Here is a 25,064-nt window from a genome sequence, read left to right as displayed (position 1 = left end):
ATTCAGCCGTTGGTGAGGGTGACGTCGTCGAGGTACATCCAAGTGTCGTCGGCGGGGCTGGAGCCGTCGAGGTGGACGTTGAACCAGAGGATGATGGTCTGGCCTTTGTAGGCGGTGAGGTCGGCGGTGAGCTGGGTCCAGGTGCCGTTGTTGTTGCAGAGTTTGAACAGGCTTCCCAGGGTGGTGCCGGTGGTGGTGCGGGCTTGTGCTTCCATCCAGTCGTAGGGGCAGGCGTTGCCGGTGCAGGGGTCTTCCTGGCTGTGGGGCTGGTACCAGAAGGACAGGGTGGTGGTTCCGGTGGCGGGGACGGTGATGGTCTGGGACAGGCTGCTGTCGCCCAAGGGTTCCGCACCCGAAGCCAGGCCCAAAAGCGCCGAGCCTGTGCCGGTGTGGGCGACGGTGGAGGCCACGGGCGCTTTGACGCCGCCGGTGGTCCATGCGGTGAGCCCGGATTCGAAGCCGCCGTTGGTGATGGCCGAGGTTGTCGTGCCCGTCGGGGTGACAGCGGCAGAAGCGGCCGACGCCGGGGAGGTGCCGATTGCGTTCGTAGCGGTGACCGTGAACGTGTAGGCGGTGCCGTTAGTCAGCCCGGAGACGGTTGCCGTCGTCGCCGGCGGGTTCCCGGTCACGGTGACCGGGGCCAGGGCGGTGGTACCTGCTTGCGGCGTGACCGCGTACGAGGTGATCGCGGAGCCGCCGTTGGCCGGCGCAGTCCAGGACACGGTTGCCGAGGCGTTACCTGCCGTCGCCGTCACGCCGGTGGGCGCGGCGGGTGCCGTCGCCCCCGCCGTCGGGGTGACAGCAGCAGAAGCGGCCGACGCCGGGGAGGTGCCGATGGCGTTCGTAGCGGTCACCGTGAACGTGTAGGCGGTGCCGTTAGTCAGCCCCGTGACGTTCGCCGTCGTCGCCGGCGGGTTCCCGGTCACGGTGACCGGGGCCAGGGCGGTGGTGCCTGCGTGCGGGGTGACCGCGTAGGAGGTGATCGCGGAGCCGCCGTTGGCCGGCGCAGTCCAGGACACGGTTGCCGAGGCATTACCTGCCGTCGCCGTCACGCCGGTGGGCGCGGCGGGTGCCGTCGGCGTCGTTTGGGTGTTGGTGAGGGTGACGTCGTCGAGGTACATCCAAGTGTCATCCGCCGGGCTGGAGCCGTCGAGGTGGACGTTGAACCAGAGCACGATGGTCTGGCCGTTGTAGGCGGAGAGGTTGGCGCTGAGTTGGGTCCAGGTGCCGTTGTCGTTGCACAGCTTGAACAGGCTGCCCAGGACCGTGCCGCTCGTGGAGCGGACCTGCGCTTCCATCCAGTCGTACCTGCACGCGGTGCCTGTGCAGGTCTCGTCAGCCGTGTGCGGCTGGTACCAGAAGGACAGTGTGGATGTCCCGGAGGCCGGCATGGTGATGGTCTGGGACAGGTTGCTGTCGCCCAGCGGCTCGGCCCCTGATGCCAGGCCCAGGAGCGCCGAGCCGGTGCCGGTGTGCGCGGTGGTCGAGGCAACCGGCGCTTTGACCCCTCCGGTGGTCCAGGAGCTAAGTCCGGATTCGAAACCGCCGTTGACGACGCCGGGAACGGGTGCCGTGGGAGTTACGGGCGCCGAGGCGGCCGACGGCGCGGATGTCCCGACGGCGTTGCTCGCCGTCACCGTGAACGTATAGGCCGTGCCGTTGGTGAGGCCGGTGACGGTCGCCGTCGTCGAGGGCGGATTTCCGGAGACCGTTACCGGAGCCAGTGCCGTGCCGCCGGACGAAGGCGTCACGGCATACGAAGTGATCGGAGACCCGCCGTTGGCAGGCGCCGTCCACGACACCACCGCGGAAGCATTACCCGCCGTCGCGGTCACCCCGGTGGGAGCGGCCGGAACTGTCGGGGCCGTCGGGGTGACGGGCGCCGACGCCGCGGACTGGGGTGACGTCCCGACGGCGTTGGTGGCCGTCACCGTGAACGTGTAGGCGGTGCCGTTGGTGAGGCCGGTGACGGTCGCCGTCGTCGAGGGCGGATTACCGGAGACCGTTACCGGAGCCAGTGCCGTGCCCCCGGACGAAGGCGTCACCGTATAGGAAGTGATCGGGGAGCCGCCGTTGGCAGGTGCCGTCCACGACACCACCGCAGAAGCGTTACCCGCCGTCGCGGTCACGCCGGTGGGAGCCGCCGGCGCCGTCGAGGCAGCGGGACTGACGTCGATCATCGAGTAGTCATCCGTGGTGATCGAGCCGTTGGACTGGATGTTCAGGCCGAAGCTGATACCGGAGGCGCCTGCCGGAAGAGCAGGCGTGGTCCAGGTGATCTGTGTCCAGTTGCTGCTCGCGTTGAACAACGGGCTCGCCGTCCAGTAGGTCCAATACCCCGTTCCAGTGCGGTAGTAGACCTCGAATTGGGTGATGACATTGGATTTATACCAGGCACTGAGCTGATAGATATGGCCCGGAGTGCCCGTGGGTGAGCAGCCGCCGAGGTCCAGGGCCGGCAGGAGCTTCGCGTCGCCGCTGACGTAGCCGCTCATGGTCAGCAGTTCCGCGTTGTTGCCTGTGTGGCCAGGCGAGACCACTGAAAAGCTGGGGGTGTTGGTGCCGTACCCACCCGCAGCCCAACACTGCGGAATCCCGCTGGTCAGCGTCTCGAGGCTCGGGTTCTGGATCATGTTGGTTCCCTGTGGTGGCGGGGGCGGCACAGGCGGACCCGAGACGAGCGGCTGGACCGGGCCACCGATGACCTGGTCGACGGTCTTGACGGCAACGCTGCCTGCCGTCTGTTGTTGCGCTAGCCAGGAGGCGAATTGGTTGAACAAGTCGGGGCTGATGGTGAGGGTCGGATCGGTCCCCACAGCGATGTGGTGGAACGTCAGCTGAACCCAACCGCCGCCGGCAGCCTGAGCCTTGGTCACGGAGTCTTCCAAGTTGGACAAGGTCCACGTGCTGTCCACTTCCTCCGGCGCCGCGGTGTCGTACGGGTTGGCGGGAGGGATGGTTTCTGCCGCCGGGAGCCCGGGATCGTCCTTGCTGTAAAGGTCGCCGAGCCCGCGTGCGCTGTTGAAACCGCAATTCTTCACGATGGTCTGCACCGCGGGATCCTGGGACGCGAAGGGGTAGGCGAAGCTGGTGACTTTGAACCCCATGTTTGCCAGGGCAACCCGGCCGTTGCATACCTGCCGCGTCACTTCATCCGAGGTCAACGTGACCAAGTCCGGGTGCGTGACGGTGTGCCCGGCAATTTCGTTGCCGTCCGCATACAGTTGCTGCAAGTTCGCCGACGTGAAATAGCTCGGCTGATCGATCCATCCGGAGACTGTGTAAAAGGTGCCGTGAAGCCCCAGGTTCTTCATGGTGGCAGCGGCGGTCAACTGGTCCGCGTTGCTGTCATCAAAGGTCAGGGAAATGACTGTGTTGGCTGCGGCATGCGCGGGCAGAGCAAAGCCGCTGAGCAGTGCCAGGACCATCGCTGCGCACGCTCCGACGGCGGTCCAACGTACCCCGAAATACCGTGTGACCATCTGCTCATGCGTCGAGGATCCAACCACTCCACTCACCGTCCATTCGAAGCCGGGCAACCGTCAAGGATGGGAGCATTCCCACCCTGGGTCTTCGGCGATGATAGGACGCTGCATCCGGCCGCGTCTTGAGTGTGCTCACCCGGCTGGCAGCAGCTGCGGGCCGCGATCCTGAGTGTGCTCACCTGATTCGGCAGCGGAGAGGCGCGCGAGCACCCCAGGGTTGGTTAACTAAGCTTGAGCGCCTTGACCGCACTTAACACTTTGGTGAGGGATTCCTTGGCGTCGCCAAACAGCAGCGTGGTCTGGGGTTCGTACATGAGTTCGTTCTCGATTCCCGCGAATCCCGGCCGCATCGAGCGCTTGAGGAAGACTACTTGGCGCGCGTCGGCCACCTCAAGGATGGGCATCCCGTAGATCGGCGAACCTGCGGTGGTTTTCGCGGCGGGATTGACGACGTCGTTCGCGCCGACCACCAGCGCGACGTCGGCTGTCCGGAATTCCGAGTTGATCTCGCCCATTTCCTTGAGGGACTCGTAGGGCACATTGGCTTCGGCAAGCAGGACGTTCATGTGCCCGGGCATGCGGCCAGCCACTGGATGGATCGCGAAGTCCACGTCGATGCCCCTCTCCTCCAAGGCAAGGGCCAGCTCGGCCGCCGTGTGCTGCCCTTGCGCTACCGCGAGCCCATAGCCAGGAACGATGATGACCCGTTGCGCGTAGCCAAGGAGCACGGCCACGTCTTCCGGGCTGGAGGAGCGGACGGGCCGATCGCTCACCGCCGTCGAGCCCGCCGTCGAGCCTCCCTTGAACGCGCCAAAGAGGATACCCGCAACACTGCGGCCCATGGCCGCCGCCATGGCCCTCGTGAGGATGGTGCCCGAGGCGCCCACCAAGGTGCCGGCCACCACCAAGAGCACATTGCCAAGCACCAGGCCCGAGGCAGCCACGGCCAGGCCCGTGAAGGCATTCAGCAGCGAGATGACGATCGGCACGTCCGCGCCGCCAACCGGGAGTACCAGCAGGACGCCTGCCACCAACCCCAGCACTAGGAGCAGCAGCGCGAGCGCGATGGAACCACTGAAGACGACGGCGACGGCGGCACCCACCGCCGCGAGCAGCACCGCCCCCATGAGGGTCGGCAGGCCGGCGAACACCACCGGACGGGTGGTCATGAGCTCCTGCAGTTTGGAAAAAGTGATGGCGGAACCTGCGAACGACACCGCCCCCACCAGCAGTGTAAAGACAATGGCCACGCGCACCCAGCGGTCCTCAGTGTGCGCGAGTTCCAGGAGCGCAACAAGCGCCGCGGCGCCGCCGCCCACGCCGTTGAACAGCGCCACGAGCTGCGGCATCTGGGTCATCTTGACCTGCCGCGCGACCGGCGCGGCCACGCCCGAACCAACCACCATTGCGCCCAGGATCCAGGGAACATTGTCCATTTTGACGGACATGAACACCGTGGCGACGGCGAGCGCCGCACCGAATGCGCCCACGAGGTTGCCCCGCCGGGCGGTTCGCGGGGAGTTGAGTCCCTTGAGGGCGAGGATGAAGCACACGGCAGCCGCGAGGTAGAGAAGCGAGGTCCACGCCGGGTCGATGAGGGTCATCGCGTGCGCTCCTTCGACTCAGCCTCTACGGGCCCGGCCTTACCTCCGGGCGGTGCCACGCGTTGACGGCCGTGGAACATCTCCAGCATGCGGTCCGTCACCACAAAGCCGCCCACCAGGTTGGCGGTGGCGAGGACGACGGCGAGCAACGCCACGGCGAGGACCCACGGATCCGAGGCCTGACCGGCGACGATGATCGCCCCCACCAGGATGATGCCGTGGATGGCGTTGGCCCCTGACATCAAGGGGGTGTGCAGCGTGCTGGAGACCTTGGAGACCACTTCGAAGCCAACGAAGACGGCCAGGACGGTGATAGTGAGCAGGGCGATGCCGTCCATCAGGAGACCCCCTCGTTGGCGGTGCTGACAGGTTCCGCCGTCTCGGCGGAGAGCGCCGCAAGGGCCTCCGCCGTCGGACCGTGCCGTACCTCGCCGTCGTGCATCAGGCACGCACCCGCCACCACCTCATCACCGAAGTCGGGGACGACGGCGCCGTCACACGTCATCAGTGCCAGCAGGTTCGCGATGTTCTTCGCGTAGAGGCGCGATGCGTCCGCGGGCATGGCGGAGGCGGCATCCTTCATCCCCACGAGAGTGACTGCGCCCTGGCCGTCCGCCGTCGGGATTTGAAGATCCAGGCCAGGCACCGAGCCTTCCACGTTGCCGCCGGATTCCGCGGCGAGGTCCACCACCACCGAGCCCGGGCGCATGTGCTGGACCATCTCGCGACTCACCAGGAGGGGGGCCCGCCGTCCGGGGACCGCCGCCGTCGTGATGAGCACGTCCGCTTGGGCCACGTGCGGGGCGAGCAGCTCACGCTGCAGGGCACCGCGGTCGGCGCTGAGTTCGCGCGCGTAGCCGCCGGACGATTCGGCCGTCTCGACGTCGAGCTTGATGAAGGTGCCGCCCATGGATGCGACCTCGTCCGCCGAGGCCGGCCGGATGTCGTTGGCGGAGACCCGTGCGCCCAGCCTCTTCGCGGTGCCGATGGCCTGCAGTCCTGCCACGCCCGCTCCAAGCACCAGCACGCGGGCCGGGGGAATGGTTCCAGCGGCCGTCATATAGAGCGGGAAGAAGCGCGGGAGGCGCATTGCCGCCTCGAGCACGCAGCGGTATCCGGCTACCAGTGCCTGGGACGTGAGCGCGTCCATGGATTGTGCCCGGGAAATGCGCGGCACCAACTCAAGGGCGAAGGAAGTCACGCCCGCATCGGCGAGCGCGCGGACGGTGGGTAGTTCCGACGACGGCGAGGCCAGGCCTACAGTGACGGCGCCCCGCCGCAGCGCAGCCGCCGTCGTGGGTTCGAGGGGACGGACGTGCGCGAAGACATCCAGTTTGGCCAGATCCAGCGCGGGGACGACGAGGGCGCCTGCCTTCCGGTAGTCCTCGTCGCTGTGCCCCGCGGCCGTTCCCGCTCCGCTTTCGACGACGACTTCCAGGCCGAGTCCGGCCAACTGCGTGACAGTCTCCGGCGTCGCAGCCACACGCCGCTCACCGTCCAGGCGTTCCCGAGCTATGCCAAGTTTCACCCGCGCTCCCTTTTCCGAAACCCCGTTGTCCTTCTGAACGTCATTGCCCTGAGCCGTTGTTGGCTTGAGTCTAGGACGCGGAAGGCCCGGGCGGGAGTAGGGACGGCGCCCACTGTCAGATGTATGAATATCCGGACTCTGTGCGATGTTGGCATATCCATACGTCGGGGAGGCCTCAGCGGCCGGCCATTCCCATCTCCGGGCTGCTCTAATAAGCTCGCTGTGGGCTGGGAGCCTCCAGTTACCGCACCGTCGATGAGCCGGTTCCGGCCGCGCCGTCGGGAAGGAACATTGCCATGGCCACGTACAAGATCGGATACTTCGTCGGCAGCCTTTCAAGCCGCTCCATCAACAGGGTCCTGTCCAAGGCGCTCATCAGCGTGGCGCCGGAAGAGCTCGAATTCACCGAGATTCCTATCAAGGACCTGCCCCTGTACAGCCCGGACTACGACGCCGACTACCCGCCCGCCGGCCGGGCCCTCAAGGACGCGATCGCGGCGTCGGACGGCATCCTGTTCATCTCGCCGGAGTACAACCGCTCCGTCCCCGGCGCCCTGAAGAACGCCATCGACTGGGGATCCCGGCCCTGGGGAACCAATTCCTTCGCGCGCAAGCCAACGGGCATCATCGGAACGTCTCCCGGCAGCATCGGCACGGCCGTGATGCAGGCGTCCATGCGCAGCGTCCTGAGCTTCCTCGACGCACCCCAGCTGAACGCCCCGGAGGCCTACATCAAATTCGATCGCACGGCCTACAACGAGGACGGATCGGTCAGGGACGAAGGCACGGCATCCATCCTGCGCCACTACGTGGAGGAATACTGTGCGTTTGTTGAGCGCGTCTTGGCTGCCAACGCCCCGGGGCACATCGGCGACCACCATCCGGACCACGCCAAGCTGACGCGGTAGCGTTACAGCCTCAGCGCGTCCAGAGAATGACCTCGTGGGTGGGACCGGCGAACTGGCTGGCTTGGTGGAAGCCGAGGTGCGTCAGCTTGGCGGCGTCAGCGCCGGCGTCTGGCTTCTTTTGGGGCGTGGTGACCAGCCACACCCTGGACGTTCTGGCAACCTGATCCTGCACCGCATCGAACGGGAGCTGGAGTGACCACGGGGACGTCAACCGTTCGGGTCCGGTCACTGCTGCGATGTCCCGGACGTTGCGGAAAGACGCCGGGTAGCCGGAGAGCGCGTTTCGTCCGGATTCGATCGGGTCTCCCGGGCTGTCGTCGAAGAGGATTCCATCTCCCGTTGTGCTGTGGCCGTCGATGGTCCCGGCGATGAAGGAGAAATCGTCGATGACGAACTTCCCGTTGGGCTGCCGTTGCGAAACGTAGATCGGAGCGGCAATCCCTGCCAGAAGCACCACCGCCGTGACTTTAGGCCAGACCCGCGGCAGGTTCCCGAGGGCACATGCGAGCAGGATCGCAAAGGCGGGAACCGTGGAAATCAAGTACTTCGGCGTGTATGCCGGTGAGACCAGGAAGGAGTAGACGAACACCGCGACTGTCGGCACGACGACGCCCGGCACCGCGAAGAGCAATGCCCGGCGATACCGCTTCCATCCCGTGACCAGCAAGGCGGCAACGAGTATCCAGGCGATTCCGGCCAGCACGACGGCGAGCGATCGCACCCATTCCTGGTCCGGCGTCGTGAAGCGCACCACGGTCTTGTAAGGGAAGAATTGCTCCACGAAGACTTGGGCAAACATTTGGGCCGGAGTGGTGTTGATCCAGCTGATCTGCGCTGCCGCTTGGGTGCGGGCAAGCAGGAAGAGCGGGACGGTCACGGCGAATATCCCGGCAGTTGCCACGCTCAGGACGATCCTTGACCGCCGCGTTCGGGACAAAAGCATGCCGGACAGCCACAGCGATCCGACCGCGAGCACGGCATACATGTGCAGATACACGGCAATGACGCCCACCACAACGTAGGGCACAGCGCTGAGGATCCGGCCGCGTTCCGTCAGGAGCAACATCAGCCAGCCAAGAACGGCAACCATCGCCGCGCACATCGCATAGGAACGGGCCTCGATTCCCATCGCGGTCATCCTCGGCAGCACGGCGAACGCCAAGCCGGCGGCAAGGCCCAGCCAGCGGCTGTGCAGCCGGGTCCCGATCGCGACGACGGCGGCCACGCCGACGCCGACAGCAACGGCGCTCGGAAACCGCAAGGTCAACGGGTTAGTCCCCACAAGGCTCAACCAGCCATGCATGAGCCAGTAGTACAGCCCGAAGACGCCGTCGATGCGCCCTACGATGGCAAACAGTTCCTCACTCGAATGGTTGGCCACATAGGCGGTGGCAGCCTCGTCCCTCCAAATCGATGGGATCCAGCTTCCGGCGAAGGACAATAGAAAACCGAACAGTCCAGACCACAAGGGATCCAGCCGGGGAGGGAATCGCCGCCGAACCCGGCGGCTCTCCAACGCCAGGTCAGACATGGGACTCCTCAGGACGGTATAGCGCTCCAAACCACTCTAACGTGCTGGTTCCGGGCTCACCTGACGACTATCGTGTCCCCGCCTACTCCCCGATAAGCCCATCCACCGACTCTCTGAGCAGGTCGGCGTGGCCGGTGTCCCACGGAGGCTGGCGGTCCCGGTTGTGCAGGTATTGGGAAAACCAGTGCTCCTCGACATAGGCCATGTGCTTGAGCAGACCGCCGAGGGTCATCGACGTCCGAGCCACGGTCGCCCCCCAGCCGGATGCGTCGAGCCCCTCGCACTTCCATTCGAAGGTGGCTCGCTGGTAATCCAGGAAGCCCAGCAGGGTGGCGGCCTCATCGGCTGCGAGGGGAGGTTCCGGTCGTCCTTGCTCATCCACGTCGGTCATGGGCCGTGAGCCTACGCGCCGCAACGCGCCGTGGCAACGACCCTAAACGCTAGTGCTTCGCCGAGACGTCCTGCGATATCGCCTGGGCTGTTCCGACGATCTGCTCCCGGACGGATTCAAGGTACGCCTGGGGGTCTGGCTGCGCAGCAACGTTTTGGGCTTGGAGCGAGACGTTGACCGCCGCAGCCACATGTCCGGCATTGCGGTTCCACACCGGCGCAGCGATGGACATGAGCCCGAGTTCCAGCTCCTGGTCCAGGAGGCACCAGCCCTGATTTCGCACCCGGTCCAGCTCGGCAACCAACTCTTCGCGGGACGTGATGGTCCGCGGCGTCAAGGCCTTGAACTCCACGTCGGCCAAATATTGGTCCAGTTTCTGCTGCGGCAGCCCGGCCAGAAGCACCCTGCCCATGGATGTGGCGTAGGCGGGGAAGCGGGTACCCACCGAGATCCCCACCGTCATGATCCGGCGCGTGGTCACGCGGGCCACGTAGAAGATGTCCGCTCCATCCAGCACCGCGGCCGACGTCGACTCCCCCAGCTTCAGCGACAACTCCTCAAGGTGCGGCTGCGCGAGCTGGGGCAGTGACAACGCCGACAAGTACGAATAGCCAAGCTGCAGCACCATCGCCGTGAGCGCGAAAGTCTTGCCGTCGGTGCGCACATAGCCCAGCTCCACCAGCGTATGCAGGAACCGCCGGGCCGTGGCACGCGTCAGGTTTGTGCGCGCCGCCACCTCGCTGAGCGTCATGACGGGGTTGGCCGCGTCGAACGCACGGATCACGGACAAGCCGCGTGCCAGCGACTGCACGTACTGGTCACTCGCTTGGGGAGCACCTGCCTGCGGCACTCCGGCTACTGCTGCGTCGGTCATGGTAACCAATCTTATTGGCGCGAACTGGCAGGAGATGCCCCTTGGATTGCTTCCAGAGGGCATTTGCTGCCAGCTCGCGATCGACTGTAGGCGCGTTTAGACGCCGACGACGGCGCCCGCAGCCTTCTCGTCGAAGGGCACCAGCCGGACCGGCACCAGGGCCTGGAGTTCCTCGAAGGTGCAGCCGAACGTCTCACGCACGGTCACGCCGTCGGGCCCTATCAGAAAGACGGCTTTGTCCGTGTACACGCGGGTCACGCAGCCCACGCCCGTCAGCGGGTAGCTGCAGGTGCCGACGAGTTTGGACACGCCCTCGCGGGTCAGGAGTGTCATCATCACAAACACGTCCTTCGCGCCGGTGGCCAGGTCCATCGCCCCGCCGACGGCCGGGATAGCGTCCGGTGCTCCGGTGTGCCAGTTGGCGAGGTCACCCGTGGCGGAGACCTGGAAAGCGCCGAGCACGCAGATATCCAGATGGCCGCCGCGCATGATCGCGAAGGAATCGGCGTGGTGGAAATAGGAGGCGCCGGGGAGTTCCGTGACGGGGATCTTGCCGGCGTTGATCAGGTCGCCGTCGATCTCCTCGTCCTTGGCCTCCGGGCCCATCCCGAGCATCCCGTTCTCCGTGTGGAGCGTGATGTTCTGCTCTTCCGTGAGGTAGTTGGAGACCAGCGTGGGCTGCCCGATGCCGAGGTTCACGAACGAACCCGGCGCGATGTCCCGCGCCACGAGCCGCGCGAGATCGTCGCGGCCGAGGGGTGTTGTTGAGTCTTGGATGCTCATGTCAGGCCACCTTCACGATGCTGTTGACGTAGATCCCGGGAGTCACTACGTTCTCCGGGTCCAGGGCGCCGGTCGGGACGATCTCGGACACCTGGACGATGGTCTGCTTGGCCGCGGCGGCCATGATGGGGCCGAAGTTACGGGCGGTCTTGCGGTAGACAAGGTTGCCCTTGCCGTCGGCCTTGAGCGCCTTGATGAGCGCGACGTCGGCGTGGATGGGCGTCTCGAATACCTGCCATTTTCCGTCCAGCAAGCGGGTTTCCTTGCCTTCGGCGAGCATGGTGCCGTAGCCGGTGGGAGTGAAGAACCCGCCGATGCCCGCCCCGGCGGCACGGATGCGCTCGGCCAGGTTTCCCTGCGGGACGAGTTCCAGTTCAATTTCCCCGGCCTTGTACTTGGCGTCGAAGTGCCAGGAATCGGACTGCCGCGGGAAGGAGCAAATCATCTTCCGGACCCGCCCTTCCTTGATGAGCAGCGCCAGGCCCTGGTCGGCCTGGCCGGCGTTGTTGTTCACCACAGTGAGGTCCGTAGCGCCGGAATCGAGCAGCGCGTCGATGAGTTCGAACGGCTGGCCCGCGTTCCCGAAGCCCCCGATCATGACGGTGGAGCCGTCCTTGATGCCCGCGACTGCTTCGCCGACGGTGTCAATGAATGTCAGCATGTCCTGTAGCCCTTCACTCCGGCGGTGACGTTCTCCAGCACCACGGCCAGTCCTTGTCCGACGCCGATGCAGATCGCCGCGACGCCCCAGCGCTCACCGGAGGCCTCCAGGCTGCGAGCCAGGGTGCCCAGGACGCGCGTGCCGGAGGCGCCCAACGGGTGCCCCATCGCGATCGCGCCACCATGCCGGTTCACGATGGACGGATCGATCCCCCACGCATCGATGCAGGCCAGGGACTGCGCGGCGAAGGCTTCGTTGAGTTCGACGGCGCCCACCTGCTCCCAGCCGATGCCCGCCTTCGCGAGTGCCTTGTTGGCAGCCTCAACCGGGGCGTAGCCGAAGAACTGGGGATCGTTTCCGTGCGCGCCGCGGCCGGCGATGCGGGCGAGCGGCTCCAGCCCGAGCAGCCCGGCGGCGTTGTCGCTGCCGATCCAGGCCGCGGAGGCGCCGTCGGACAGCGGCGAAGCGTTCCCTGCTGTGACCGTGCCGCCTGTTGTCTTACCTGCGGCGGCGTCCGAGGATTCGGGACGGAACACGGTCTTGAGGCCGGCGAGCTTCTCCGCCGTCGAGCCCGCGCGGATGCCTTCGTCACGGACCAGCTCGGTGCCCGGAACCTGGGTCACCAGCTGGTCGTAGAAGCCTTCGTCCCACGCCGCGGCGGCGAGGTTGTGCGAGGCCGCGGCGAACTCGTCCTGCCGCTCCCGGGTGATCCCGTACTTCTCACGCAGGCGTTCCGTGGCCTCGCCCAGGGAAATTGTCCAGTCCTTGGGCATGGCCGGGTTCACCAGGCGCCATCCCAGGGTGGTGGAAGCCAGGGTCATGTCACCGGCCGGGTACGGCTTGGAGGTCTTGGGCAGCACCCAGGGTGCGCGGGACATGGACTCGGCACCGCCCACCAGGACCAATTCGGCGTCGCCGGCGTTGATCTGGCGGGAAGCGATGATCGCCGCGTCCAGGGACGAACCGCACAGCCGGTTGACCGTGGTGCCGGGGATCGACGTCGGGAGCCCTGCGAGCAGCGTGGCCATGCGGGCGACGTTCCGGTTCTCCTCGCCCGCGCCGTTGGCGTTGCCGAACACCACTTCGTCGATGCGCTCAACATCCAAAGCGGGGGCGCGCTTGACGGCTTCGCGCACCACGTGGGCCGCGAGGTCGTCCGGCCGGACCCCGGCAAGGCCCGAGCCGAATTTTCCAAAAGGTGTGCGCACGGCGTCGTACACATACGCCTGGTTCATGGGGTCTCCTCTAATTTTCTGTAGTCCCAACTAGCTCGCAGTTAATGTCGTTATGAGGGCTCAAAACGACATCTAATGCGAGTCAGTTGGGTGGGGCCGGGGCTTCGGGGGTCGCGTCGAGTTGCGCGAAAACGCCCTGCGCGGTCTTGAATGCTGTGTTGGCGGAGGGAACTCCGCAATAGATGGCGGTCTGCAGCAGGATTTCCTTGATCTCGTCCCTGCTCAGCCCGTTCGTGATGGCCGCGCGGATGTGCATGGCCAGTTCTTCCCAGTGCCCGTGCGCCACCATCGCGGTGATGGTGACGGCGGAGCGCATTTGCCGCGTCAGGCCGGGCCGGGTCCAGATGCCACCCCAGGCGATGCGGGTGATCATGTCCTGGAAGTCACCAGTGAATTCGTCTTTGGCAGCGTTCGCTCGGTCCACGTGCGCATCGCCTAGTACTTCGCGGCGGACCACCATGCCGGCGTCGTGGATTTCCTGCGAGGTGGCGTCACGCTGAACCGCGCCTTGCGCAGAATCAGTGCTCATTGTCCGGCCTCCTTCATGAAAGTCCGCATGAGGTCCGCGACGACGGCGGGCGCCTCCGCGGGCGCGAGGTGCCCGACGCCGTCGAGCGCCACAGCAACAGCGCTGCCGCCGCCTGTGTTGAATCCAGCGTTGATGCCCGCGACAATTTCTTCAGCGCACGACGGCGGCGCAACAGTGTCCTCGACGCCCGCCAGTGCCTGCGTGGGGACGATGATGCTGCCGAGCTGGGAGCGGACATCGAATCCGGCGAGGGCCTCGCAGCAGAAGGCGTAGCTGAAGCGGTCGGCGTCCCGCAGGGCATGCAGCAGGCGGCTGCTGACCACGGGCTGGCGATCCATGAAACCGGGAGCGAACCAGCGCTGCGCGGAACCCTGGATCATCACCGCGGTACCTTGCGCACGGACGGTTTCGGCGCGTTCCAGCCAACCCTCCGGGGTGCCGAGCTTCGCTCCGGTGCACTGCACGGACAGGGACTTGAGCCGTTCACCGTGTTTGATGGCCAATTGCAGTCCGGTGGCACCGCCCAGGGAGTCCCCGGCGTAGTGGAACACGGCGCCCGGCACGATCGAATCCACCAGGTCAACCACCGCGTCTGCCAGCTCGGCGACGCTGAACGTTTCGGAGGCCGCGGGCGAGACGCCGTGGCCGGGAAGGTCCCAGCCGACAACGTCGAACTCGTCGCCGAGCAGGGCTGCCGTCTCGGTCCACAGCACGGTGGACGTTCCGAGCGAGGGCCCCACCACCAGGAGCGGCTTCTCCCCGAGGGTGCGCTGCGGGGACAGCAGCACCGCCTTGACGTTGGGCTTAGCCACGATCGGCTCCCTTCGGGTTGGTGTGCGCGAATTCGGGGTACGCGGCAAGGATACGGCGGCTGATCTCGGCAGCCTCACCGATGTAGTTCGCCGGGTCAAGAAGGTCCTCCAGTTCCTCGTCGGACAGCTTGCTGGCCGGGACTACTTCGCGGAGGAGCTTGGTATAGATCCGGGGCTGCTCCGCTGCAGGTGCCCCGAGCGTCTCGTCAACGACGGCTTGCAGCTTGGCCTTCGCTTCACTCCTGTCCGCGCCGAGGAGCGGGGCAACAGACGATGCAACGGCTTCGCTCAGCAGCAATGGCCCGGAAATTTCCAGGTTGCGGCGCATCGCCTCGGGGAAGACGCGGAGTCCTTCGGCGAGCTCGCGCAGCTGGGCGGCGGCACCGAGGGCGAGCCGCAGCAAGCTCCTCAAGGCCTGCCATTCGCTATGCCAGGCGCCGTCCGGGCGCTCGTCGTTGAAGTTCGCGGCTGCCATGTGAAGCTGGGCCGCCAAGCCAGGTGCCTGGAGCGCCGCGCTGCGGATCAGCACTGAGAGCACCGGGTTCTGCTTTTGCGGCATGGCCGAAGAAACGCCGCGGCCCGCGGCCTGGGGTTCACCCAGTTCTGCAACCTCGGGGCGGCTGAGGAATAGCAGGTCCGAGGCGATCTTGCCGAAGGAATCCGTCAGCGAAGCCAAGGAGTCGCCAAGCGCGGTGACGGCAAGGCGGTTGGTGTGCCACGGCGCAGGAGCGGGAGCCAAGCCCAGTTTCCCGGCCAAGGCATCGGCCAAGTCAAAGGGGCTCGACGACGAGCCTTCCGTGAGTACGGTACCGGCAGCCAGGGTGCCCGCGGCGCCGCCGAACTGAACCGGCAACTCCAGGGTTTCAAGGCGGCCGGCCGCGGCGGCCACTCCGTGGAACCATTGCGCCGCCTTGAGCCCGAAGGTGGACGGAAGCGCGTGCTGCGTCAGGCTCCTGCCCACGCACAGCGTGTCCGCATGCTGCTCCGCAAGGGCGGCGAGCGCCGTCGTCGTACCTTTTGCTTCGGCGAGAAGCGCTGAAACCACGCGGTGCGCGAGCAGCATCAGTGCCGAATCCAGGACGTCTTGGCTGGTCAAGGACGTGTGCACGGCTGCGAGCGCACTAGCGTCCAGTCCTCTGACCCTGCCGCGGAGATCGGCCAGCAGCGGAATGACCGGGTTGGCGCCGCCTTGAGCGCGTTCGGCGATGGAAGCGGCATCGTAGGCCCAGGATTCCGCGGCTTCGGTGACGACGGCGGCAGAACCGGCGGGCGCGAAGCCGGCCTCTTCGAGCACGGATGCCCAGGCGGCCTCGACGTCGAGGATGGCCGCGATCACCGCACGGTCACCCGTCAGCGCCACCACGGCGGGCGACGCCGACACCGGGCTGAGCAGCCCGAAATCGCCGTCCCCACTCATCGGGAGGCGCCTTCGAAGCGCTCGAAGTCGAGAAAGACGGTCTCATTCCCGCCCTGCAGGCGCAGGTCCCATGTGAGTCCGCCGTCCGCGTCGCGGCGCGCGATCAGGGTGCTGCGGCGCTCGGGATCGAGGGAGCTGAGCAGCGGATCGGCAGCGAGCGCTTCCTCGTCCTCCGGCAAGTAAATGCGCGTGAACAAGCGGTTCATGAGGCCACGGGCAAAGACAGCGACGGAAATGAACGGCGCCGCCCCCGGTTCAGTGGGGCCGGGGTTGACCGTGGTGAAGGTGAAGACGCCGGAGTTGCCGACTGCGGCACGGCCCCAGCCGGTGAAGGTGTAGCCGTCGCGGACCAGGGAGCCCGTGCGCTGGACCACGTTGCCTTCGGAGTCGGCCTGCCAGATCTCCAGGATGGCGTCCGGGATGGCTTCGCCGGCGCCGTCGTACACGGTGCCTTGCAGGCGGATGCTCCCGGGACTGCCCGGGGCAAGAAGCTCGTTGTCCTTGGTGAAGGGAAGGGCGTAGCCGTAGAACGGGCCGACGGTCTGGCCGGGTGTGGGTGTCAGCTTGCTCATGTTCTACTCCTCATCCCCGGCGTCGCCAAAGGCTTCGTTTTCGGTCCAGGTCCGCCTCGACCCGCTCAGGACAATGTCCCAGTTGTAGCCGAGGGCCCATTCGGGGCTCGTCAACTCGTGGTCGTACTTGGCCACGAGGCGGTCGCGGGCGTCCTGGTCCACGATCGATTGGTAGATGGGGTCCAGCGGGAACAGCTGGTCACCCGGGAAGTACATCTGGGTGACGATGCGCTGCGTGAAATCCGTGCCGAACAGCGAGAAGTGGATGTGCGCCGGTCGCCAGGCGTTGAGGTGGTTCTTCCACGGGTAGGCGCCGGGCTTGATGGTGGTGAAACGGTACGAACCGTCCGGTCCGGTGATGCAGCGCCCGACGCCGGTGAAGTTCGGGTCGAGCGGGGCGGGGTGCTGGTCGCGCTTGTGGATGTAGCGGCCGGCAGCGTTGGCCTGCCAGATCTCCACGAGCTGGCCGGCGACCGGGCGGCCGTCGCCGTCGAGCACTTTGCCCTGCACGATGATCCGCTCGCCCTGGGGCTCGCCGTTGTGCTGGATGGTGAGGTCGGATTCCAGGGCGTGCACGTCCTGGTGCCCGAACGCCGGCGAGTACAGCTCGATGGTCTCCGGGTCCGCGTGGTGCAGGCTCTTGGTGGGGTGGCGCAGGATGCTGCTGCGGTACGGCGCGAAGTCCAGCCGGGGCTGGGTCTCCGGAGCGGCACCGCCTTTGAGCGCCTGGGCGTACGCTTCGCCGATGGCTTTGATCTCGGAGCTGAGATCCGCTTGGGTTTCGGCTGCGGCGTCCAACGGGGCGTGCCCGGCATGCGGTTCGGCCGCCGGTACGAGCTCGTCGTCTTGGTAGTGCCCGGCATTTGCGTCTAGCAGCACGGCCGGCTCCTTTCGGGTGGTTGCTTTCCTGGTTCCTGCTGGTGTTTCTGCTTAGCGCTGCACGTGGTGGGCGTGAAGCGAGTCGTACTGGACGGCGTGCCGCACGGGGGCGTTGGGGGCGCCGTAGCCGTCGTAGTCGCCGCGGCGTTCCACCATTTCGAAGAACACGCTGCCCACCGTGGCAGTGTAGAAGTGGAGGAATTCACCGTTGGCGTCCCTGTCGTAGAGAAGGTTCAGTTCCTTGAGGGTCGCAAGGAAGGCAGGATCCAGGGCGAAGCGCGCATCCAGGTCCTCGTAGTAGTTGGCCGGTATCCGGAGGAAGTCGAGCCCCCGCGCCTTCGCCGCCCGGGCCGTGGCCACGAGGTCGTCCACGGCGAAGGCGATGTGTTCCTGGTAGCTCTTGCGGGCGCCGCTGCCCTGCTGGCCAGCTTCCTGCTGGATGACTGGAGCCAGGTTCAGCACCAGGCGCACGGCACGGTCGGAAGTCTGCATGACCTGCGAGCGCACCAGGCCACTGGGGCTCGGCACCTCGGCGAACGGCTGAGGTTCCAAGGCAAGGGCACTCGTGTAGAAGAGGACGGCTTCGTCGAAGTGCTGCCAAGGCTGGGCGAGGTTTACGTGGTCGATCACCGCTTGCGCTCCCGCAGAAGGGTGCTCGAGCCCTTCGCCGAATTCGCGGGTCCATGCTGCGGTGCCATCCGGGCTGCCCTGGCAGAGGAAGATCTCGGTGGAGTCCGGGGCGGCGATGCCTTGGAACACTTCCTCGTCCGCCTGGACCTTGCGCGGCACCACGGGGGCCTTGAGTTGCTGGGCGCGGGCCGAAGCAATCACGGGCGAGTCGACGTCGAACCCCAACGCCGCGATGGCAGGTTCGCTGTGCGACGGCGCTTGTTCGTTGATGATGACGCGTGCCTGCCCCATGGACCACAACTGCACGTCCTTGGTCCGGTGCCGGCCATCGAATTCGAAGCCGAGCTGGCCCAGAAGCGTCTCGAGCTGTGCGGGTTCATCGGTCTTGACCTCGGCGAAGTTGAATCCCGCCGGTTCGGCCACCTTGGGAAGGGTGGCCAGCTCCATGGGATAACGACGGCGGCCGGCAGCGTTGGCGGTCGAATCACCGCCGCCGCCTGCGGGCACGAGGGATGCCGCATCCAGCCATTTGGCGCTCTGTTCCTCAAGCCAGATGAGCGAGCGCATCGCGTCGACGGCGGTGCGCTCTACATCGGATTGGCGGAAGACATCATTGAAGACCTCCAGCGAGACCGGGCCGGAGTAGCCCGCGCGGGCTACGTGGCCCATGAATTTGGCCAACTCGAACTGTCCTTCGCCCGGGAACACGCGGTAGTGGCGGCTCCAGGACAGGACATCCATGGAGAGCTTCGGCGCGTCGGCCACTTGGACGAAGAAGATCTTTTCTGGCTTGATCGCCTCGATGGGAGCGGTGTCCCAGTCGCGGGAAAGGATGTGGAAGGAGTCCAGGCAGGTGCCCAGGTTGGGGTGGTCCACGGTGTGCACCAAGCGGTGCGCATGTTCGTAGTCGTTGACGTATTTGCCCCAGGCGAGGGCCTCGTACGCTACTTTGACGCCGTGTTCGCCGGCCAATTGCGCGAGGCGGGAGAGCTGCTCCGCCCGCAGGTCGTCGTCGTCGATCGTGGCGGTTCCCACATTGGTGCACACCAGGATGGTGTCCATGCCGAGGCGGGACATGAGCCTGAATTTGGCGTCCGCCCGGCGCAGGTTTTCCTGCAGGATGTCCTCGGAGACGCTGTCGAAGTCGCGGAACGGCTGGTAGAGATCCAGGCCGAGTCCGAGGTCCGCTGCCATCTTCCGCACGTCCTCCGGGCTGAGCGGCGAGGTGACGAGGTCCTGTTCGAAGATCTCGATGCCGTCGAAGCCCGCGATGGCACAGGCCTGCATCTTTTCCTTGAGCGTCCCGGAGAGGCAGACGGTGGCGATTCCTGTGCGCATCAGTGACCCGCCCCGGCGAGTGCCTTGTCGGCCTTGGACCCTTCAGCCTTGGCTTCCTCGGCGCCCACCAGCTCCAGGAAATGTGCCCACATCCGTTCCGGATCGGCGTCGCGGCCGGTGAAGACGCGGAAGGCGTCGGCGGCCTGCCCCACGGCCATGCGTCCGCCGTCGAGCACGCGGCAACCCTTGGCCCGGGCCTCGAGCACCAGCTGGGTCTCGATCGGCCTGTAGACGATGTCGGCTACCCAGTGCCTGGATTCGACGAGGGACATGTCCAGTGGGAGGCCCGGATGAGCGGCCATGCCCACCGGGGTGCAGTGCACCAAACCGTCGGCGAGCGGCATGAGCTGCGGCAGCTCCGCCGTCGTGCGCGCCGTGACGGTGCTGCCCGGGAACAGGGCGGCGAGTTCCGCCGCCCGTTCGGCGCAGCGCGCGGGGTCCACGTCCACAAGGTCCAGTTTCTTGACGCCCGCGGAAAGTAGGGCGTATGCGACGGCGGAGCCGGCACCCCCGGCGCCCAACTGGACGACGCGGTCCAGGCCGGCGTCGGGAAGGCCGCTGGCCAAAGCGGAGCCGAAGCCGGAGAAGTCCGTGTTGTGGCCGACGAAACGGCCGTCCTTGATCAGCACGGTATTCACGGCGCCAAGCCGCCGGGCGTCCTCGGAAACTTCGTCCAGGAACGGCAGCACCAGTTGCTTGCACGGATGCGTGATGTTGAGTCCGTTGTAGCCAAGCCGGGAGGCTGCGGTCAGCAGCTCGCCGACGGCGGAGCCGGGCAAGGAGAGCTCCAGCAGGTCGATGGGCCGGTACAGGTAGCGCAGCCCCTGTACGTCAGCCTCCCTCTCATGCATGGGCGGCGTCAGCGAAGGCGATACGCCTTCACCGATCAGGCCCACCAGGAAGGATTCAGCTCGGTTGCTCATGCTCATTGCTCCTTTGACAACTGCACCCGTGGACTGGCGCTCCCTGGCGTCCCTCGGGACGTCCAGGCCGTGCTGCTCCGCCGGGCGGTATGAATCAGAATACACAAATTGTTCACATATTGCACTAGTGTTCTTATCGCGAACAAAAATGATGGCTATTATCGCTGCGGCAGGCGGTCTGCGAGCTCGGACGCTGCGCTTTTCAGCAAGGGGACCACGGCCACGAGTTGCTCCACGCTCATCCGGAAAACCGGGACTGCAGTGGCAAGCGAAGCGAAGGCAACGCCCTGGGAATTGAGGACAGGGACCGCGACGGCGCGCATGCCCACCTCGTTTTCCTCGTCCATGACCGCGTAGCCCTGGCGCCGGACCTTCTCGATTTCCAAGCGGAAAGCGTCGCGGTCGGTAATGGAGGACTCCGTCAGGGGCTCCAACTCGAGCCCTTCCACCAATTGCTGCCGTTCGTCGTCGTCCGCGAAGGCAACAAGCGCCTTGCCCACTGCCGTGGTGTGAAGCATTCCGAGATGCCCCGGATCGCTGGTGACCCGGAACATCTGCGGTCCGTCCACCTTGTTGACCGTGAGGTGATGGTGGCCATCCCGTACGGAAAGGATGGTCGCTTCGCCGGTCCCTTCCGTCACGCGCTGCAGGATGGGACGCGCGGTGCCGGCGAAGCCGTGATGGTTTGATACCCGTTGACCGAGCTGGAAGACCCGAAGTCCCAGGTGGTAGCGGCGGCCGTCGGCCTCATAGTCGACGAATCCATCGCGAGTCAGGGATCCGAGCAGCCGGTACGTAGTGCTGAACGGCAGCTCCGCCCGGCGGGCGAGCTCGGAGGCGCTGGCCCCCTTCGGCTCATTGCCCAGCAATACGAGGAGGCCCAGGGCCTTGCCGATCATGTCGGTCTTTGTGTCTTCCTTCACATCCATAACTAAAGATTGCCACATCGTGAGAGCTATATCTAGATGGTGAGTAAATATCTTGACAAGTGACTGCGCTCACAGCCATTATTGCTGTATCGCACAAGTAGCTCTCACAATGTGGCTACAGTGTGAGGCCGCTGCCGGACCTACACCGACGTTCCAGGTACGCACATTTCAGCCAGATGCGACATCGCCGTCACACAAAGGAACACCATGAGTCACACGATCCCGTCTACGACGCCGGGCACCGCCACGGCGGGAACGCCGAAGAAGGCCGCTCTCGCCAGCTTCCTCGGTAGCGCCGTCGAGTACTACGACTTCTTTATCTTCGGTTCGGCCGCGGCATTGATTTTCCCGCATGTCTTCTTCCCGAGCGCCGACGCCAACGCAGCCATCATGTCCTTCGCGACATTCGGCTTCGCGTACGTGGCAAGGCCGGTTGGAGCCATCATTCTGGGGCACTTCGGCGACCGCATCGGCCGCCAGCGCGTGCTGATGTTCACCCTGGTACTCATGGGCGGTGCCACGTTCATCATCGGCTGCCTTCCTGATTTCAAGGCCATTGGATGGTGGGCTCCGGCGCTGCTGGTCTTCGCACGCCTCTGCCAGGGCCTCTCGGCCGCCGGTGAACAAGCAGGCGCCTCATCCATGACGCTGGAACACGCTCCGGACAACCGCCGTTCCTTTTTTACTTCCTGGACCCTCACCGGAACCCAGGGTGGCCAGATCCTCGCAGCATTGGTGTTCATCCCCGTCGTCGCCCTCCCCGACGAGATCAAGTACGGCATCGGCTGGCGCATCCCGTTCTGGCTCAGCGCCGTGGTGGTCCTGGTAGCGTTCTTCATCCGCCGCACCCTGCATGAGCCGCCGGCATTCGCCGAGGCCAAGAAGAACAACCAGATCGCCAAGCTTCCCGTAGCCGACCTCCTCCGGCTGCACTGGGCCGACGTCCTGCGCGTTGTCTGCTGCGCCTTCATCTCCGCAGTGAGCACCGTCTTCGGCACCTTGGCCATCGCCTACGCCAAGGACGTGGCCCACGTGAACAGCACCATCACCCTGTGGCTCGTTGTGGCGGCAAACGTCGTCGCGCTCGGCACCCAGCCGGTGTTCGGCAGGATGGCCGACCGGATCGGCCGCAAGCCCGTCTTCATCTACGGCGCCGTAGCCAGCGCCATCATGACGCCCGTGTTCCTCTTGACGCTCGAATCAGGAAACGTGCCCCTGATGTTCCTGGTCTCGGTGGTGTACTTCTCCCTCGGATACGCCGCTGCAAACGCAGTCTGGCCCTCCTTTTACGGCGAAATGTTCAGCACCAAGGTCCGCTTCTCCGGCCTGGCCATCGGAACGCAGATCGGCTTCCTCATGGCGGGCTTCGCCCCGACCATCGTCACCGCGATGGGCGGCACCAAGGCCGGCGGCTGGGTCCAGATCAGCATCTTCACCGGCGTCATCTGCGTGATCGCGGCGGTCTCCGCGATGACAGCGCGCGAATCCTTCAAGACGCCGACGGCGGAACTCGGCCTGAAGTAGCCCCTCCCCCGATTCCCCGTGGATCCATTGCCCACCCAACGGTTTAGGCCGGGGGTGGGCAATGGATTTTTTTGCTAACGGAAGTCTTACCCACGGCTAACCCGGCCGAAATCACCCGGCAACATTGGGCCGCCACACTGGAATAGCCGGCAAGTGCTGGCAGCTCCAGCCAGGGAGGCCAACCATGTTGAAGGAAGTATCAACCCACCCCACAAGAATCCGCGCGCTTGACCAGCTGCACCGCGGCGACCATATCGAAGCCCGCCTCTCCGTCGGACCCTCCTACGATGACGTTGTCATCCGCAGGGGTCGCGTCCAGGAAACGGCCCCGGGCATCGGCGTCGTCTGGATCATGGATCAGCTGACGGGTCTGCGCAAGGCCATTAATACCGACGAGTGCACAGTCTGGCGAGTGGCCTGACCTGGCCCCGAACCGCTCAGCCGCCAGCCACGGACTGGATGATCAAGACCTCCTGGCCGGCCGCAACCTCAGTTTCCAGACCCTTCAGACGCCGGACCTCCTCGCCGTTCACGTAAATATTCACGTAGCGGCGGAGCGAACCGGTTTCATCCCGGAGCCTCCGGGCCAGCACCGGGTAATTCCCGGTCACGGCATCAAGCAAGCTTTCCACGGTCACAGCTCCGTCGGCGGGCGTAGTCAGGTAGGACTGCCCGCCGGCGAGGGGCTGGAGAACGCTGGGCAACAGCACAGTGATATCGGGCAAGGTCAGTCCTAGGCCGGAACACCGGAAGCTGCGGCGGCAGCGGCGAATTCGGCCGCAACATCCGGGGAAACAACGCCGGAGACAACCGCGGCCCGCACGCACAAGACATCAGGCAGATGCGAGGCGACTTCGATGAAGGACTCGCCTTCGTCGGCGCTGGCATAGACCGAACCGCCGCGCGTTCCGAAGTACACCCCAGCGGGTTCAGCAGAATCCACCGCGGCTGCGTCACGGAGCACGGCGTTGTATTCGTGGTCCGGGAGGCCCACGTCCAGGCGCTTCCACGACTCGCCGGCGTCGTCGGTGCGATGCACTGCAAGCCGGCCGTCCGGCGGAATCCGCTCGCTATCGGCCTTGATCGGGATCACCCAGGCGGTGCCTTCGCGACGCGGGTGGGTGAGCATGACGAAGCCGAAATCCGCCGGGAGGCCGTCCGCGATGGAGATCCAGTTCTCACCGTTGTCATCCGTGCGGTACACACCGTGGTGGTTCTGCGCATACAACCGGCCTTCGACGGCGGCATCCGCAGCGATCTTGTGCACGCACTGGCCGAACTCGGGATTCGGATCGGGCATGAAGCGAGCGGATATCCCCTTGTTGCGGGCCTCCCAGGAGGCTCCGCCGTCGAGCGACCGGTAGACGCCTCCCGTGCTCATGGCGACGTGGACGTTCTCCCCGGAAGGGTTGACGACAATCGAATGGGCTGCAGCCCCGCCGTATCCCGCTCCCCACTCGCTGCGATGCGGGTGATCCCACAGGCCGCGGTTCAACTCGAAGTGCTCGCCGCCGTCGGTGGACTTCCAGACGGAGATCGGCTCACAACCGGCCCAGACGACGCCGGGGCGCGAGGCGGAATCGGGGTAGATCTGCCAGATCCTTTCCAGAGCGGCATCGGTGCCCTCCGGGAATTTGATGGCGCCTTGCTCGGGCTCTGTCCACGTGGCGCCCAGGTCATCGGAGTGGGCCACGGTGGGACCCCAGTGTTCGGAGCGCACCCCCACCATGATCCGGGGTTTGTCCCCGCGCGTATCAATCCCGATGCTGGGGATCTCGCTCATGAGGAAGTGCGGACCGGAAAGGGACCATTCCCTGCGGTCGGTGCTGCGCGCCAGCCACAGCCCTTTTTTGGTCCCGATCGCCAAGACATAACTCTCTGCGGTAGCCATGCACCCCATGCAACCATCCCCGCCCGGGAGCCGCAACGGTTTTGTGAACCGGTCTAGGAAACCGCCTCAGTCCACGAACTCGGACTGCGTCTCGATGAAGTCCCAGTCGGCGTCGCTCAGCCCGCCAGCCAACTCCTCAAGGCGCGGGCCGCCGACATCGGCAATGCGCTGCAGGACTTCCAGCGGAAGCTCCGCGGCACGCAGGTTTTCGCGCAACCATTCCTTGCTCTTGAGGTCTATGTCCAGCCACCACATGAAGATCTCCACGTGGACCACCCCTTCCTGTGCATGTTAACGCTAGGCCCGCGCCGGGTGCTCTACAAGGGGCACCGAGCTGATCAGACACCGGACTTCGGCGCGAATCCGGGGCTGGAAAAAGTAAAGTGAAAGTAGTTATTCAGATTGGTAGCGGAGGGCTGCTGGGGCACGTAAGCTAATTGTCAGCAGGAACCCAAAGAACCTGCTCCAAAGTCCGCTCCGGAGTGCGTATCCCCCAATAACGCACTCCGGAGCTCTTTGTTTTAGCCGGGTTCCGGGGAGCCGGGGTTATAGGACAAAACGTGTGTAAATCCCGGGCGCGTCATGATCGTCCTGCCCAGCCTGTGCGGTGCCAGAGTCCT

At 65.7% G+C, this 25,064-nt stretch carries 24 protein-coding genes; 3 read left to right on the top strand and 21 right to left on the bottom strand.

The window, feature by feature from the left end; translation table 11 throughout:
* Positions 1-2: 2 nt before the first annotated feature.
* The 4 genes from BMF89_RS11100 to BMF89_RS11085 all read right to left on the bottom strand — a co-directional run bounded on the left by BMF89_RS11100 (position 3) and on the right by BMF89_RS11085 (position 6,617).
* Positions 3-3,482 (bottom strand): fibronectin type III domain-containing protein, encoded by a 3,480-nt coding sequence (locus tag BMF89_RS11100; protein ID WP_078107148.1) that lies wholly within the window; start codon positions 3,480-3,482, stop codon positions 3-5.
* A 224-nt stretch (positions 3,483-3,706) separates the two neighbouring features.
* Positions 3,707-5,089, bottom strand: a complete 1,383-nt coding sequence (locus tag BMF89_RS11095) for an NAD(P)(+) transhydrogenase (Re/Si-specific) subunit beta (protein ID WP_078107147.1) — start codon at positions 5,087-5,089, stop codon at positions 3,707-3,709.
* Positions 5,086-5,427, bottom strand: a complete 342-nt coding sequence (locus BMF89_RS11090) for an NAD(P) transhydrogenase subunit alpha (protein ID WP_078107146.1) — start codon at positions 5,425-5,427, stop codon at positions 5,086-5,088. The genes BMF89_RS11095 and BMF89_RS11090 overlap by 4 nt, the downstream gene beginning before the upstream one ends.
* Positions 5,427-6,617 carry a Re/Si-specific NAD(P)(+) transhydrogenase subunit alpha gene (locus tag BMF89_RS11085; RefSeq protein WP_078107145.1) on the bottom strand — a complete coding sequence of 397 codons (1,191 nt, stop codon included), beginning with the start codon at positions 6,615-6,617 and terminating at the stop codon, positions 5,427-5,429. Before BMF89_RS11085 ends, BMF89_RS11090 begins: the two co-directional genes overlap by 1 nt.
* A gap of 296 nt (positions 6,618-6,913) precedes the next feature.
* Between BMF89_RS11085 and BMF89_RS11080 the strand changes: the two genes are divergently transcribed.
* Positions 6,914-7,525 carry an NADPH-dependent FMN reductase gene (locus BMF89_RS11080; protein WP_078107144.1) on the top strand — a complete coding sequence of 204 codons (612 nt, stop codon included), beginning with the start codon at positions 6,914-6,916 and terminating at the stop codon, positions 7,523-7,525.
* Between the two features lie 10 nt (positions 7,526-7,535).
* On the opposite strand, the gene BMF89_RS11075 is transcribed toward BMF89_RS11080, so the two are convergent.
* The 14 genes from BMF89_RS11075 to BMF89_RS11010 all read right to left on the bottom strand — a co-directional run bounded on the left by BMF89_RS11075 (position 7,536) and on the right by BMF89_RS11010 (position 21,029).
* On the bottom strand, positions 7,536-9,056 hold the full coding sequence (locus tag BMF89_RS11075) for a glycosyltransferase family 39 protein (RefSeq protein ID WP_078107143.1): 1,521 nt from the start codon (positions 9,054-9,056) through the stop codon (positions 7,536-7,538).
* Between the two features lie 82 nt (positions 9,057-9,138).
* A complete protein-coding gene (locus BMF89_RS11070; protein ID WP_078107142.1) occupies positions 9,139-9,447 on the bottom strand; it encodes a DinB family protein in 309 nt (102 codons plus the stop codon).
* Between the two features lie 49 nt (positions 9,448-9,496).
* Complete coding sequence (locus BMF89_RS11065) at positions 9,497-10,321, bottom strand: IclR family transcriptional regulator C-terminal domain-containing protein (RefSeq protein ID WP_078107141.1); 825 nt, start codon at positions 10,319-10,321, stop codon at positions 9,497-9,499.
* A gap of 96 nt (positions 10,322-10,417) precedes the next feature.
* Positions 10,418-11,104: a 3-oxoacid CoA-transferase subunit B gene (locus tag BMF89_RS11060; protein WP_078107140.1), complete on the bottom strand. Its 687-nt coding sequence runs from the start codon at positions 11,102-11,104 to the stop codon at positions 10,418-10,420.
* A gap of 1 nt (position 11,105) precedes the next feature.
* Entirely contained in the window at positions 11,106-11,765 is a 660-nt protein-coding gene (locus BMF89_RS11055; protein WP_078107139.1) for a 3-oxoacid CoA-transferase subunit A, read from the bottom strand.
* On the bottom strand, positions 11,759-13,000 hold the full coding sequence (locus BMF89_RS11050; protein WP_078107138.1) for a thiolase family protein: 1,242 nt from the start codon (positions 12,998-13,000) through the stop codon (positions 11,759-11,761). Before BMF89_RS11050 ends, BMF89_RS11055 begins: the two co-directional genes overlap by 7 nt.
* An 82-nt stretch (positions 13,001-13,082) precedes the next feature.
* Positions 13,083-13,529 (bottom strand): 4-carboxymuconolactone decarboxylase, encoded by a 447-nt coding sequence (gene pcaC / locus BMF89_RS11045; RefSeq protein ID WP_078107137.1) that lies wholly within the window; start codon positions 13,527-13,529, stop codon positions 13,083-13,085.
* Entirely contained in the window at positions 13,526-14,341 is an 816-nt protein-coding gene (locus BMF89_RS11040; RefSeq protein ID WP_078107136.1) for an alpha/beta fold hydrolase, read from the bottom strand. The genes pcaC and BMF89_RS11040 overlap by 4 nt, the downstream gene beginning before the upstream one ends.
* On the bottom strand, positions 14,334-15,758 hold the full coding sequence (locus BMF89_RS11035; protein ID WP_078107135.1) for a lyase family protein: 1,425 nt from the start codon (positions 15,756-15,758) through the stop codon (positions 14,334-14,336). The genes BMF89_RS11040 and BMF89_RS11035 overlap by 8 nt, the downstream gene beginning before the upstream one ends.
* On the bottom strand, positions 15,755-16,330 hold the full coding sequence (gene pcaG / locus BMF89_RS11030) for a protocatechuate 3,4-dioxygenase subunit alpha (RefSeq protein ID WP_078107134.1): 576 nt from the start codon (positions 16,328-16,330) through the stop codon (positions 15,755-15,757). The genes BMF89_RS11035 and pcaG overlap by 4 nt, the downstream gene beginning before the upstream one ends.
* 3 nt (positions 16,331-16,333) lie before the next feature.
* Positions 16,334-17,206 (bottom strand): protocatechuate 3,4-dioxygenase subunit beta, encoded by an 873-nt coding sequence (gene pcaH, locus BMF89_RS11025; protein WP_078107245.1) that lies wholly within the window; start codon positions 17,204-17,206, stop codon positions 16,334-16,336.
* A gap of 54 nt (positions 17,207-17,260) precedes the next feature.
* Positions 17,261-19,177 carry a sugar phosphate isomerase/epimerase and 4-hydroxyphenylpyruvate domain-containing protein gene (locus BMF89_RS11020; RefSeq protein WP_078107133.1) on the bottom strand — a complete coding sequence of 639 codons (1,917 nt, stop codon included), beginning with the start codon at positions 19,175-19,177 and terminating at the stop codon, positions 17,261-17,263.
* Entirely contained in the window at positions 19,177-20,100 is a 924-nt protein-coding gene (locus BMF89_RS11015; protein ID WP_078107244.1) for a shikimate dehydrogenase, read from the bottom strand. The genes BMF89_RS11020 and BMF89_RS11015 overlap by 1 nt, the downstream gene beginning before the upstream one ends.
* Before the next feature lie 158 nt (positions 20,101-20,258).
* A complete protein-coding gene (locus tag BMF89_RS11010) occupies positions 20,259-21,029 on the bottom strand; it encodes an IclR family transcriptional regulator (RefSeq protein ID WP_078107132.1) in 771 nt (256 codons plus the stop codon).
* A gap of 207 nt (positions 21,030-21,236) precedes the next feature.
* Here BMF89_RS11010 and BMF89_RS11005 point away from each other — a divergent pair, with 207 nt between their 5' ends.
* Complete coding sequence (locus BMF89_RS11005) at positions 21,237-22,553, top strand: MFS transporter (protein WP_078107131.1); 1,317 nt, start codon at positions 21,237-21,239, stop codon at positions 22,551-22,553.
* A gap of 184 nt (positions 22,554-22,737) precedes the next feature.
* On the top strand, positions 22,738-22,974 hold the full coding sequence (locus tag BMF89_RS11000; protein WP_078107130.1) for a hypothetical protein: 237 nt from the start codon (positions 22,738-22,740) through the stop codon (positions 22,972-22,974).
* Positions 22,975-22,990: 16 nt separating this feature from the next.
* Here the strand turns inward: BMF89_RS11000 and BMF89_RS10995 are convergent, their stop codons facing one another.
* Genes BMF89_RS10995 through BMF89_RS10985 form a run of 3 tightly spaced genes read right to left on the bottom strand, consistent with a single transcriptional unit; the run spans position 22,991 to position 24,711 of the window.
* Complete coding sequence (locus BMF89_RS10995) at positions 22,991-23,278, bottom strand: MoaD/ThiS family protein (RefSeq protein ID WP_078107129.1); 288 nt, start codon at positions 23,276-23,278, stop codon at positions 22,991-22,993.
* An 8-nt stretch (positions 23,279-23,286) separates the two neighbouring features.
* Entirely contained in the window at positions 23,287-24,453 is a 1,167-nt protein-coding gene (locus BMF89_RS10990; RefSeq protein ID WP_078107128.1) for a glycosyl hydrolase, read from the bottom strand.
* Between the two features lie 57 nt (positions 24,454-24,510).
* Positions 24,511-24,711, bottom strand: a complete 201-nt coding sequence (locus tag BMF89_RS10985; RefSeq protein WP_078107243.1) for a hypothetical protein — start codon at positions 24,709-24,711, stop codon at positions 24,511-24,513.
* Between the last annotated feature and the right edge of the window lie 353 nt (positions 24,712-25,064).

Source organism: Arthrobacter sp. SRS-W-1-2016 (assembly GCF_002009585.1).
Lineage (GTDB): Bacteria > Actinomycetota > Actinomycetes > Actinomycetales > Micrococcaceae > Arthrobacter > Arthrobacter bambusae_A.
This window is presented reverse-complemented; position numbering and strand designations above follow the sequence as displayed.

Excerpts from the sequence above, each read along its gene's own strand:
- BMF89_RS11050 (WP_078107138.1), bottom strand. The coding sequence starts at position 13,000 with ATGAACCAGGCGTATGTGTACGACGCCGTGCGCACACCTTTTGGAAAA.
- BMF89_RS11090 (WP_078107146.1), bottom strand. The coding sequence starts at position 5,427 with ATGGACGGCATCGCCCTGCTCACTATCACCGTCCTGGCCGTCTTCGTT.
- BMF89_RS11020 (WP_078107133.1), bottom strand. The coding sequence starts at position 19,177 with ATGCGCACAGGAATCGCCACCGTCTGCCTCTCCGGGACGCTCAAGGAA.
- BMF89_RS10990 (WP_078107128.1), bottom strand. The coding sequence starts at position 24,453 with ATGGGGTGCATGGCTACCGCAGAGAGTTATGTCTTGGCGATCGGGACC.
- BMF89_RS11010 (WP_078107132.1), bottom strand. The coding sequence starts at position 21,029 with ATGGATGTGAAGGAAGACACAAAGACCGACATGATCGGCAAGGCCCTG.
- BMF89_RS11095 (WP_078107147.1), bottom strand. The coding sequence starts at position 5,089 with ATGACCCTCATCGACCCGGCGTGGACCTCGCTTCTCTACCTCGCGGCT.
- BMF89_RS11065 (WP_078107141.1), bottom strand. The coding sequence starts at position 10,321 with ATGACCGACGCAGCAGTAGCCGGAGTGCCGCAGGCAGGTGCTCCCCAA.
- BMF89_RS11100 (WP_078107148.1), bottom strand. The coding sequence starts at position 3,482 with ATGGTCACACGGTATTTCGGGGTACGTTGGACCGCCGTCGGAGCGTGC.
- BMF89_RS11070 (WP_078107142.1), bottom strand. The coding sequence starts at position 9,447 with ATGACCGACGTGGATGAGCAAGGACGACCGGAACCTCCCCTCGCAGCC.
- BMF89_RS11005 (WP_078107131.1), top strand. The coding sequence starts at position 21,237 with ATGAGTCACACGATCCCGTCTACGACGCCGGGCACCGCCACGGCGGGA.
- pcaG (WP_078107134.1), bottom strand. The coding sequence starts at position 16,330 with ATGAGCAAGCTGACACCCACACCCGGCCAGACCGTCGGCCCGTTCTAC.
- BMF89_RS11060 (WP_078107140.1), bottom strand. The coding sequence starts at position 11,104 with ATGAGCATCCAAGACTCAACAACACCCCTCGGCCGCGACGATCTCGCG.
- BMF89_RS11035 (WP_078107135.1), bottom strand. The coding sequence starts at position 15,758 with ATGAGTGGGGACGGCGATTTCGGGCTGCTCAGCCCGGTGTCGGCGTCG.
- BMF89_RS11015 (WP_078107244.1), bottom strand. The coding sequence starts at position 20,100 with ATGAGCAACCGAGCTGAATCCTTCCTGGTGGGCCTGATCGGTGAAGGC.
- BMF89_RS11080 (WP_078107144.1), top strand. The coding sequence starts at position 6,914 with ATGGCCACGTACAAGATCGGATACTTCGTCGGCAGCCTTTCAAGCCGC.
- BMF89_RS11000 (WP_078107130.1), top strand. The coding sequence starts at position 22,738 with ATGTTGAAGGAAGTATCAACCCACCCCACAAGAATCCGCGCGCTTGAC.
- pcaC (WP_078107137.1), bottom strand. The coding sequence starts at position 13,529 with ATGAGCACTGATTCTGCGCAAGGCGCGGTTCAGCGTGACGCCACCTCG.
- BMF89_RS11075 (WP_078107143.1), bottom strand. The coding sequence starts at position 9,056 with ATGTCTGACCTGGCGTTGGAGAGCCGCCGGGTTCGGCGGCGATTCCCT.
- BMF89_RS11055 (WP_078107139.1), bottom strand. The coding sequence starts at position 11,765 with ATGCTGACATTCATTGACACCGTCGGCGAAGCAGTCGCGGGCATCAAG.